At 62.2% G+C, this 11,417-nt stretch carries 9 protein-coding genes; 1 reads left to right on the plus strand and 8 read right to left on the minus strand.

The window, feature by feature from the left end; all coding sequences use genetic code 11:
* The first annotated feature begins 111 nt into the window (after positions 1-111).
* Positions 112-894, plus strand: a complete 783-nt coding sequence (otnI, locus tag PFLQ2_RS18370; protein ID WP_003180038.1) for a 2-oxo-tetronate isomerase — start codon at positions 112-114, stop codon at positions 892-894.
* Between the two features lie 454 nt (positions 895-1,348).
* On the opposite strand, the gene nuoN is transcribed toward otnI, so the two are convergent.
* From nuoN to nuoG, 8 genes are read right to left on the minus strand one after another with little or no spacing between them, the layout of a single operon-like run.
* Positions 1,349-2,812, minus strand: a complete 1,464-nt coding sequence (gene nuoN / locus PFLQ2_RS18365; RefSeq protein WP_003180040.1) for an NADH-quinone oxidoreductase subunit NuoN — start codon at positions 2,810-2,812, stop codon at positions 1,349-1,351.
* 7 nt (positions 2,813-2,819) lie between these two features.
* Complete coding sequence (nuoM, locus tag PFLQ2_RS18360; protein WP_003180042.1) at positions 2,820-4,352, minus strand: NADH-quinone oxidoreductase subunit M; 1,533 nt, start codon at positions 4,350-4,352, stop codon at positions 2,820-2,822.
* Between the two features lie 39 nt (positions 4,353-4,391).
* Positions 4,392-6,245 (minus strand): NADH-quinone oxidoreductase subunit L, encoded by a 1,854-nt coding sequence (gene nuoL / locus PFLQ2_RS18355; RefSeq protein WP_003180044.1) that lies wholly within the window; start codon positions 6,243-6,245, stop codon positions 4,392-4,394.
* Positions 6,242-6,550, minus strand: coding sequence for an NADH-quinone oxidoreductase subunit NuoK (gene nuoK, locus PFLQ2_RS18350; protein WP_003180046.1), 309 nt, complete (start codon positions 6,548-6,550; stop codon positions 6,242-6,244). The genes nuoL and nuoK overlap by 4 nt, the downstream gene beginning before the upstream one ends.
* A 4-nt stretch (positions 6,551-6,554) precedes the next feature.
* Positions 6,555-7,055 carry an NADH-quinone oxidoreductase subunit J gene (gene nuoJ, locus PFLQ2_RS18345; RefSeq protein ID WP_003180049.1) on the minus strand — a complete coding sequence of 167 codons (501 nt, stop codon included), beginning with the start codon at positions 7,053-7,055 and terminating at the stop codon, positions 6,555-6,557.
* A gap of 9 nt (positions 7,056-7,064) precedes the next feature.
* Positions 7,065-7,613, minus strand: coding sequence for an NADH-quinone oxidoreductase subunit NuoI (gene nuoI / locus PFLQ2_RS18340; protein WP_003180051.1), 549 nt, complete (start codon positions 7,611-7,613; stop codon positions 7,065-7,067).
* Between the two features lie 11 nt (positions 7,614-7,624).
* A complete protein-coding gene (gene nuoH, locus PFLQ2_RS18335) occupies positions 7,625-8,632 on the minus strand; it encodes an NADH-quinone oxidoreductase subunit NuoH (RefSeq protein ID WP_003180054.1) in 1,008 nt (335 codons plus the stop codon).
* A complete protein-coding gene (nuoG, locus tag PFLQ2_RS18330; protein ID WP_003180056.1) occupies positions 8,629-11,343 on the minus strand; it encodes an NADH-quinone oxidoreductase subunit NuoG in 2,715 nt (904 codons plus the stop codon). Before nuoG ends, nuoH begins: the two co-directional genes overlap by 4 nt.
* Between the last annotated feature and the right edge of the window lie 74 nt (positions 11,344-11,417).

An 11,417-nucleotide genomic window follows, 5' to 3' on the forward strand; every position in this document is an offset into this window, starting at 1 on the left:
CTTGCTGGGATATTTGGACGTCATGCCGTCTGGATAGAATCCACGCTGCTCGGTACGCTGGGCTTTGGTATCAATCTGTTGATCTGCCCTTTGTCCAAGGAGAGTACTGATATGCCTCGTTTTGCTGCCAACCTCAGCATGCTTTATCCGCAACACTGCTTCTTGGACCGTTTTGCGGCCGCAGCGGCCGATGGTTTCGACGCTGTTGAATATTTGTTCCCGTACGAATACGGCCCCCAGGAACTCAAGCAACGGCTGGCGGACAACGGCCTGGTACAGGCCCTGTTCAACGCGCCGCCAGGGGATTGGGCGGCGGGAGAGCGGGGCATCGCTACGCTGCCGGGGCGCGAGTCGGAGTTCCGCGACGGGTTTGACCGCGCCCTTGAATATGCCGCCGTGCTGGGCAATTCGAAGATCCACGTGATGGCCGGTCTGCTTGCGTCCGAAGTCGAGCGCGCACGGCATCATGGTGTGTATTTGGAGAACCTTGCCTATGCCACTGCCCAGGCGGCAAAGGTTGGGGTCACTGTGCTGCTGGAGCCGATCAATACCCGGGACATGCCTGGGTTTTTTCTGAACCGCCAGGATCAGGCTCACGCTGTTTGCCGGGAGGTGGGCGCGGCGAACCTCAAGGTTCAGTTCGATTGCTACCATTGCCAGATTGTCGAGGGCGACCTGACCAGCAAAATGCGCCGTGACTTCAGTGGTATCGGCCACATCCAGATTGCCGGGGTGCCGGATCGTCATGAGCCGGATTCAGGGGAAATTAACTATCCGTTTTTGTTCGAGTTGATGGATGAGTTGGGGTATGACGGCTGGGTCGGCTGCGAGTATCGCCCTCGGGGGGATACTTCGGTTGGGCTGAAATGGTTGCGCGACTGGAACGCACGCTGAGTTTTTGTGGGAGCGGGCTTGCTCGCGAAAGCGGTGGGTCTGCTTGGATTGATTTTGAATGTGCGACCGTCATCGCGAGCAGGCTCGCTCCCACAGTGGATCATCGGTAGCGAAATATCCGGGCATGACACAAATCCCCTGTGGAAGCGAGCCTGCTCGCGATAGCGGTGGGTCGGCTATGCAGCCCTCACGGCAGCAGCAGTTCGATACCCTGCTTGCGGATGCCATCAGCGGCGGCCGGTGCGAGGGCGTTGTCCATGCATCGGCGCCTATACCGAAGAGCAGCTATTGGCATGGACGGCTGATGCGGCTGCGGATGGCTATTACACACCGATGCGTTCATGACTTGGAGCAAGAGAGGCCGGTCACGGGTTCTGAAGAATCCATCATCCCTCAAACGCAAAAACGGCACCGAAGGTGCCGTTTATGTTTTCTGCAATCTACCGCTACACGATCAACCCGCCAACCCCGACTGTTGAACCAACGTCAGCAACGGCTGCGGATACACACCGAGGAAGAACGCCAGTACGGCGATGGCCAGCAGCATCACGCCGCCTGCCTTCTGTTCCCAGTGCAGCTCGGCATCGTGGCGACGCAGGTTCGGTTCCATCAGGTAGAGGGTGACCATCACGCGCAGGTAGTAGAACACGCCGATGGCGCTGCCCAGCACCAGGGAGCCGACCAGCCACCATTGGTGAGCCTCGACGCCGGTGGCGATGATGTAGAACTTGCCGATGAAGCCGGCGGTCAGCGGGATGCCGGCCAGGGACAGCATCATCACGGTCAGCACGGCGGTCAGGTACGGACGGCGCCAGAACAGGCCGCGGTATTCGTACAGGGCGTCGGCGTCGCGGCCGTTGTACGGCGAGGACATCAGGGTGATCACGCCGAAGGCGCCGAGGCTGGTGATCACGTAGGTGACCAGGTACACGCCGATGGCTTCCACGGCCAGGCCCTTGCTGGCGATCAGGGCGATCAGCAGGTAACCGAAGTGGGCGATGGACGAGTAACCCAGCAGACGCTTGAGGTTGCTCTGGGTCAGCGCCAGCAGGTTGCCGAACAGGATCGACGCAATGGCGATGATGGTCAGTACGTTGCTCAGCACACCGCTGCTGGCCACTGGCGAGATCTGGAACAGACGCACCATCACCGCGAACACCGCCACTTTCGATGCCGTAGCCAGGAACGCCGCCACCGGCGCCGGGGCGCCTTCGTAGACGTCCGGGGTCCAGAGATGGAAGGGCACCAGCGACAGCTTGAACGCCAGGCCGATCAGCATCATGCCCAGGCCCAGTTGGGCGATTGGGCTAGGCAGGCCGGTGGTCGCCAGGGCCTGGCCGATACCGACGAAGCTCAGGGTGCCGGCTTCGGCGTAGAGCAGGGCCATACCGAACAACAGGAACGCGGAACCGGCGGCCGACAGCACCATGTACTTGATGCCGGCTTCCAGGGAGCGCTTGTTGAAGAAGGCGTAGGCCACCAGGCCGTAGACCGGTACCGACAGCAGTTCCAGGCCGATGAACAGGCTGGCCAGGTGCTGCGCGCTGACCAGGACCAGGCCACCGGCGGCGGCCATCAGGATCAGCAGGTACAGTTCTTCGCGGTTACCCGGGTAACCCGAACCGCCATCGCCGAGGTAGGCGTGGGCGAGGGTGACACAGGCCAGGGTGGCGACCAGGATCAGCGCCATGTACAGGCAGGCGAAGCTGTCGATCTGTATCAGTGGGGTGACTGCCAGCGGTGCGACTTTCAAGGCCGGCAGGATCGACAACAGGGCCAGGTTCAGCCCCGCCACCGACAGCAGGAAGGTCTGTGAGTGATTGCGCCGCCAGGCGATCGCCAGCATCACCACGATGATCGTGGCGCTGGTGATCAACAGCGGTGCAAGCGCGATAAAGTGTTGAATCGTGAATTCCATAGCGCTCTTACCGGGCCGAAGCGAGTTGAGAGAAGGCGGTGCCAAGCCACTGCTGCACGCCATGCATCGTGGCGGCAGAAGTGTCGAGGAACGGCTGCGGGGAAACGCCGAGGTAAACCAGCAGCACCGCAAGGCCGAGCACCATGATCAGTTCGCGACCATCCATGCCACGCAACACTTCGTCCGACTTGGACGGGCCGAAGTAGGCACGGTGGATCATGATCAGCGAGTAGACCGAACCGAACACCAGGCCAGAAGTAGCGATGGCAGTGATCCATGGGGCGCTGACGAACGAGCCGATCAGGATCAGGAACTCGCCGACGAAGTTGCCGGTACCCGGCAGGCCCAGGGAAGCGGCCGCGAAGAACAGGCTGATGGCCGGCAGGTAAGCGATGCGCGACCACAGGCCACCCATCTCACGCATGTCCCGGGTGTGCAGGCGTTCGTACAATTGGCCGCTGAGGATAAACAGCGCCGCCGCCGACAGACCGTGAGCCAGCATCTGGATCACCGCGCCTTGCAAGGCCAGCTGGCTGCCGGAGTAGATCCCGATCAGCACGAAACCCATGTGCGAGACGCTGGAAAACGCGATCAGGCGCTTGATGTCGGTCTGGGCGAACGCCAGGAACGCACCGTAGAAAATCCCGATCAGGCCCAGGGTCATGGCAATCGGCGCGAACTCGGCCGAGGCATTGGGGAACAGCGGCAGGGCAAAGCGCAGCAGGCCGTAGGCGGCCGTCTTCAACAGGATACCGGCCAGGTCCACGGAACCGGCGGTCGGCGCCTGGGCGTGGGCATCCGGCAACCAGGAGTGGAACGGCACCACCGGCAGCTTCACCGCAAAGGCGATGAAGAAGCCGAGCATCAGCACGTACTCGGTGGTCTTGGACATCTGCACTTTCAACAGGTCGGCGTAATTGAACGTAATCACGCCGGTGTTGTTGAAGTTGACCAGCACCAGCCCAAGGATCGCCACCAACATGATCAGGCCGGAAGCCTGGGTGAAGATGAAGAACTTGGTCGCCGCGTAGATCCGGGTTTTCTTGCCGTCCGAAGAACTGTGACCCCAGAGCGCGATGAGGAAGTACATCGGCACCAGCATCATTTCCCAGAAGAAGAAGAACATGAACAGGTCCAGCGCCAGGAACACGCCGATGACGCCGCCCAGGATCCACATCAGGTTCAGGTGGAAGAAGCCGACGTGACGCTGGATCTCTTTCCAGGAGCAGAGTACCGAGAGGATACCCAGCAGACCAGTCAGCAGGATCATCAACAGCGACAGGCCGTCGAGGGCCAGGTGAACGCTGATGCCGAAGCGCGCGATCCAGACGTGCTTGAACTCAAGCGCCCAGGTCGGATCGGCGCCAGGGGCCGGAGCAAATGAATAGTCGCCGGTCGCCCACAGCCAGAGGCCGAGCGCGAGTTCCAGGGACATGGTCAGCAGCGCAATCCAGCGCGGGAGCGTGGAGCTGGAACGCTCCGCGATCCAGCACAGCAGGCCGCCGATGAAGGGGATCAGGATTAGCCAGGGCAGAATCATGACGGGCTCGTTTCCTTTCGCAAGTTCGCAAGGTTCATATCAGACCGCTACCAGCACGATGGCGCCGATAACCAGCACGGCGCCAGCCGCCATGGAAGCCGCATACCAACGCAGTTGACCGGTCTCGGTACGGCTCAGGGCAGTGTGGCCGCCCTTGGCCATGCGCGGGATCAGGCCAATGGTCTGGTCGAGCGGGTCTTTGCGCAGAATGTGGCTGATCGCAAGGTATGGCTTGACGAACAGTTTGTCGTAGATCCAATCGAAGCCCCAGGCGGCGAACCACCAGGCCGACAGGAACCGCCCGATGCCGCTGTTGGCGATGGCCGTGACGAAACGGCGCTTGCCCAGGAACAGCAGGGCCGCCAGCAGGATACCCGCCAGGGCGATGGCACCCGAGGCGATTTCCAGGCTGTGCTTGGCTTCGCCACCGGCATGGCCGACGCTTTGCGGCAGCACATCGGCCAGCGGTGGGGTGATCATGGCGCCGACGAACGTCGACAGCACGATCAGCACCGACAGCGGCAGCCAATGGGCAATGCCATGGCCGGCGTGGGCTTCGGTCTTGGCTTCACCATGGAACGCGATGAAGATCAGGCGGAAGGTGTACAGCGAGGTCATGAACGCACCCACCAGGCCGGCGTACAGCAGGCCTTGGTTACCGCTGGCGAACGCTTCCCAGAGGATCTCGTCCTTGGAGTAGAAACCGGCAGTGACCAGTGGCAGGGCCGCGAGGGCCGCGCCGCCAACGATGAAGCTGGCGTAGGCCAACGGCAGTTTCTTCCACAGGCCGCCCATCTTGAAGATGTTCTGCTCGTGGTGGCAGGCAACGATCACCGCACCGGAGGCAAGGAACAGCAGGGCCTTGAAGAAGGCGTGGGTCATCAGGTGGAAGATCGCGCCTTCCCAGGCACCCACGCCCAGGGCCAGGAACATGTAGCCGATCTGGCTCATGGTCGAGTAGGCGAGGATACGCTTGATGTCGGTCTGGACCAGGGCGGCAAAGCCGGCCAGTACCAAGGTCACGCCACCCACGATGCCCACCAGGTGCAGGATATCCGGCGCCAGGGCGAACAGGCCGTGGGTACGGGCGATCAGGTAGACACCGGCGGTCACCATGGTCGCGGCGTGGATCAGTGCCGAGACCGGGGTAGGGCCGGCCATCGCGTCCGCGAGCCAGGTTTGCAGTGGCAGTTGCGCCGATTTACCGACAGCACCACCGAGCAGCATCAGGGTAGCCAATACGATCCAGAAGTCGCCGACCTTGAAGTGCTCCGGCGCCTTGACCAGCAGTTCCTGGATATTCAGCGTGCCCAGTTGCTGGAACAGGATGAACAGGCCGATGGCCATGAACACGTCGCCGATCCGGGTCACGATGAACGCCTTGAGCGCTGCGTTACCGTTGTTGCGGTTGCTGTAGTAGAAACCGATCAGCAGGTATGAGCACAGGCCCACGCCTTCCCACCCGAAGTACAGGAACAACAAGTTATCGCCGAGCACCAGGAACAGCATGCTGGCGATGAACAGGTTGGTGTAGGCGAAGAAGCGCGAGTAACCGGCTTCACCGCGCATGTACCAGGAGGCGAACAGGTGGATCAGGAAACCCACGCCGACCACCACGCCGAGCATGGTCACCGACAGGCCGTCCAGGTAAAGGGCGAAGTTGGGCGTGAAGCCTTCCACCGCCATCCACCGCCACAGCACCTGCACGAACACACCGCCTTCAGGCGCAGCGACGTTGAATTGCCAGATCACGTAGGCCGTGACGAGGGCAGACAGGCCGATGGAACCCACGCCAACCAGCGCCGAAAGGTTTTCCGACCAGCGTCCACGGGAGAACGACAGCAGCAGGAAACCGATGAGGGGAAATACGAAAGTCAAAAAGAGAAAGTTCATCCGCGCATCTCGCTGGCAGCGTCGATATCGAGAGTGTGGAAGCGGCGGTACAGCTGCAACAGGATCGCCAGGCCGATACTGGCCTCGGCGGCTGCCAGGCTGATCACCAGGATGAACATGATCTGTCCATCCGGCTGCGCCCAGCGAGCGCCCGCGACGATGAAGGCCAGGGCGGAGGCATTCATCATGACCTCCAGGCTCATCAGCACGAACAGAATGTTGCGGCGGACCATCAGGCCGACCAGACCGAGACAGAACAGGATGCCGGCAACCGCCAGACCATGCTCGAGAGGGATAGCAGGCATGTGATTACTCCTTCGCCTCGTTACGGCCCAAATGGAACGCCGTGACGGCTGCGGCAAGCAGCAGCATCGAGGCGAGTTCGACCACCAGCAGGTACGGACCGAACAGGCTGATGCCCACGGCCTTGGCGCCTACGGTGGTGTGGCCGATGGCCTGGCCGCTCTGGTGAGCGAACAGCACATACAGCAGTTCACCCAGCAGCAGGGCGGACAAGATCACCGGTCCGGCCCAGATGCCAGGCTTGAGCCATGAACGTTCCTGCTGGACCGCGGCCGGGCCGAGGTTGAGCATCATCACCACGAACACGAACAGCACCATGATGGCGCCGGCGTAGGCGATCACTTCCAGGGCACCGGCAAACGGCGCGCCGAGGGCGAAGAAGGTCATGGCCACGGCGATCAGCGAAATGATCAGGTAGAGCAGGGCGTGCACGGGGTTGGTGTTGGTGACCACACGAAGCGTGGACACCACCGCGATACCCGATGCGAAATAGAAAGCGAATTCCATCTTTCTTCCTTAAGGCAGCAAGCTCTTCACGTTGATCGGTTCGGCTTCGTTCTGCGCGGCGCCTTTTGGCTTACCGGCAATGGCCATACCTGCAACACGATAGAAGTTGTAATCAGGGTTTTTACCGGGACCGGAAATCAGCAGATCTTCTTTCTCGTACACCAGGTCCTGACGTTTGAACTCGGCCATTTCGAAATCCGGCGTGAGCTGGATCGCGGTGGTCGGGCACGCTTCCTCGCAGAGGCCGCAGAAAATGCAGCGCGAGAAGTTGATGCGGAAGAAGTCCGGGTACCAGCGACCATCTTCGGTTTCAGCTTTCTGCAGCGAGATGCAACCCACCGGGCAAGCCACGGCACACAGGTTGCAGGCTACGCAGCGTTCTTCGCCGTCGGGGTCGCGGGTCAGGACGATGCGGCCGCGGTAACGCGGTGCCAGGTAGACCGGCTCTTCCGGGTACTGCAGGGTGTCGCGCTTGCGAAAGCCATGACCGAAGATCATGACCAGGCTTCGCAGTTGGGTACCGGTACCCTTAACGATGTCGCCAATATATTTGAACATGGGTCAAATCCTCACTGAACCGCGGCCGCAGGCGCGTTCATCAAAACGATCGCAGCGGTCACCAGCATGTTGATCAGGGTCAGCGGCAGGCAGAATTTCCAGCTGAAGTCCATCACCTGGTCGTAGCGCGGGCGCGGGATAGAGGCGCGCAGCAGGACGAACAGCATGATGAAGAACGCGGTCTTCAGGGCGAACCAGACGAAGGACAGTTGCGGCAGAATGCCGAACGGACCGTGCCAGCCACCGAAGAACAGCGTGACCAGCAGCGCCGAGATCAGGATGATGCCGATGTACTCGCCGACGAAGAACATGCCCCATTTCATGCCGGCATATTCAATGTGGTAACCGTCGGCCAGTTCCTGCTCCGCTTCCGGCTGGTCGAAGGGGTGACGGTGAGTCACGGCCACGCCAGCGATGAAGAACGTACAGAAACCGAAGAACTGCGGAATGATGAACCACAGGTTCTGGGCCTGGTACTCGACGATGTCGCGCATGTTGAACGACCCGGCCTGGATCACGATGCCCATGAGCGCCAGGCCCATGAACACTTCGTAGGACACGGTCTGGGCCGAAGCCCGCAGGCTGCCGAGCAGGGCGAACTTGTTGTTGCTCGACCAGCCGGCGAACAGCACCGCATACACCGACAGGCCGGCCATGGCGAAGAAGAACAGCAGGCCGATGTTCAGGTCCGCCACGCCCCAGGTCGGGGTGATCGGGATGATCGCGAAGGCGATCAGCAAGGCGCTCATGGCCACGACCGGTGCCAGGGTGAAGATCACCTTGTCGGCAAACGGTGGCGTCCAGTCTTCCTTGAAGAACATCTTGATCATGTCGGCGGCGATCTGGAACATGCCGAACGGGCCGACGCGGTTCGGACCGTAGCGGTCCTGCCACCAGCCCAGCAGGCGACGTTCGACGAAGCTCAACAGTGCGCCTGCGACCACCACGGCCAGCAGGATCACGATGGCCTTGAGGACCGTCAGGATCACATCGATCACTTCAGGGGTGAACCAGCTCATTGCGCTGCCTCCTGCAGACCGTCGACGGTTTTGCCGAAAATCGCCGGTGGGATGCCCGCCAGGCCAGCCGGCAGGGCCACCAGGCCGGCGCCGAGTTCTTCATTGATGCGCAGCGGCAGGCGCAAGGTCTGGCCGGCCACGTTCAGGCTCAGCAAGGCACCATCGTTGACGCCCAGGCGGTCGGCTTCGGACTTGGCCAGCGACACGTAGGCGGCCGGGATGCGTTCTTGCACCGGTGCGGCCTTGGAAGAGTTCTCTTCGCTGCCGAACAGGTGATGGAACGGCACGACTTGCCAAGTGCCCGGTGCCGGGTTGAAGGCGCGAGGAACGCTGGCGAACCAGCTCAGGCCATCACCTTGGCTTTCGATCAGGCGCGTGCCCGGGTCGCCAGCACGCAGGTGACCACCGACTTCGTCCTGGAACTTGTTCCAGGCCTGCGGCGAGTTCCAGCCCGGCGACCAGGCGAACGGCACTTGCGAGCGCGGTTCGGCGGAGCCCGAGTAACCTTCCATGGAGAACGAGAACGCGGTGTCCTTGTCCTGGGAGGTACGGGGTTCGTGGACGCTGATGTCGGCGCGCATCGCGGTGCGACCGGAGTAGCGCAGCGGTTCGCGCGCCAGTTTCAGGCCCTTGATGCGGAACGAGGCCGATGGCGCCGCATCGACGATGCGAGCCAGTTGCGGGCTGCTCGAAGCGACGGCGGCGGTGACGTGGTCCAGTTGCGTCCAGTCGATCGGCTGGTTCAGCAGGGTGGCGCGCAGGGCGTGCAGCCAGCGCCAGCCCTCGTGGACCAGGATGCTGGCGTCCAGGTAAGTCGGATCGAATACCTGGAAGAAGCGCTGGGCGCGACCTTCCTGGCTGACCAATGTACCGTCGCCTTCGGCGAAGCTCGCCGCCGGCAGCACCAGGTGGGCGCGGTCGGTGGTGGCGGTTTTCTGGTGGTCGGCGACGATCACCACTTTCGCGGCGTTCAGGGCGGCGTCCACACGGGCTCTGTCGGTGCGGGTGTACAGGTCGTTTTCCAGCACCACGAGGGCGTCGGCACTGCCGTCGATCACCGCTTGCAGGGCGGCGTCCACCGATTCGCCACCGAGCATGGCCAGGCCGAGGCTGTTGGCTTCCGGCACGATCAGGCTGATGGAACCGTTCTTCTCGCGCAGCTTCAAGGCCTTGGCGATGTTGGCGGCGGCTTCGATCAGCGCCTTGGAACCCAGGGAGGTGCCGGCGATGATCAATGGACGCTTGGCCGCCAGCAGGGCGTCGGCAATGCGTTGGGCGAGGGCGGCTGCTTCGCTGTCCAGGCCTTCGACGGCCGGGGCGCTGGCGTCCAGGGCGTGAGCCACGGCGAAACCGATGCGCGCCAGGTCGTCAGGAGCGGCGTGGACGCATTCTTCGGCCACATCGTCGAGCTTGGTTTCGGCGAGGCTGGCGATGAACAGCGGATTCAACGCGTGCTGGCCGATGTTCTTCACGGCGGCGTCGAGCCACGGTTGGACGCGCATGGCGTCGGCCATGTCTTCGGCCTTGCCCTTGACCGACTGGCGCAGGGCCAGGGCCATGCGGGCGGCGGTCTGGGTCAGGTCTTCGCCAAGGACGAACACGGCGTCGTGGTCTTCGATGTCGCGCATCGTCGGCACGGGCAGTGGGCTGTCCTTGAGCACTTGCAGCACCAGGCGGATGCGTTCCAGCTCGCCGGCTTCGATGCCACTGTAGAAGTGCTCGGCGCCGACCAGTTCACGCAGGGCGTAGTTGCTTTCCAGGCTGGCCCGTGGCGAACCGATGCCGACGATGTTGCGGCCGCGCAGCAGCTCGGCAGCCTTGTCCAGCGCTTCGTCCAGGCTCAGCTTGGCGCCGTTGGCCAGCAACGGTTGGCGTGGACGATCGGTGCGGTTGACGTAGCCATAGCCAAAACGGCCACGGTCACACAGGAAGTACTGGTTCACCGAACCGTTGAAGCGGTTTTCGATGCGACGCAGTTCACCGTAGCGCTCACCCGGGGAGATGTTGCAACCGCTGGAGCAGCCATGGCAGATGCTCGGCGAGAACTGCATGTCCCACTTGCGGTTGTAGCGCTCGGAGTGGGTCTTGTCGGTGAACACACCGGTCGGGCAGACCTCGGTGAGGTTGCCGGAAAACTCGCTTTCCAGGGTGCCGTCTTCAACGCGACCGAAGTACACGTTGTCGTGGGCACCGAACACACCCAGGTCGGTGCCGCCGGCGTAGTCCTTGTAGAAACGCACGCAACGGTAGCAGGCGATGCAGCGGTTCATCTCGTGGGAGATGAACGGACCGAGGTCCTGGTTCTGGTGGGTGCGCTTGGTGAAGCGATAACGGCGCTCGTTGTGGCCGGTCATCACCGTCATGTCTTGCAGGTGGCAGTGACCACCTTCCTCACAGACCGGGCAGTCGTGGGGGTGGTTGGTCATCAGCCATTCGACGACGCTGGCGCGAAACACTTTCGCTTCTTCGTCGTCGATGGAGATCCAGCTGCCGTCGGTGGCGGGGGTCATGCAGGACATGACGATCCGACCACGCTTGTCATTTTCGTCGGTGTACTGCTTGACCGCGCACTGGCGGCAAGCGCCAACGCTGCCAAGGGCGGGGTGCCAGCAGAAATAAGGAATGTCGAGGCCCAGCGACAGACATGCCTGTAACAGGTTGTCTGCGCCATCGACTTCGAGCTCTTTGCCGTCTACGTGGATAGTGGCCATGGTTCAAAGTTCTTCGTTGGCCCGGTGTCAGCGGGCGTGGCTAATGGAATCTTGTTATTCGTCCGAATCCAAAC

Origin of the sequence: Pseudomonas fluorescens Q2-87 (genome assembly GCF_000281895.1) — a bacterium.
Classification (GTDB): domain Bacteria; phylum Pseudomonadota; class Gammaproteobacteria; order Pseudomonadales; family Pseudomonadaceae; genus Aquipseudomonas; species Aquipseudomonas fluorescens_S.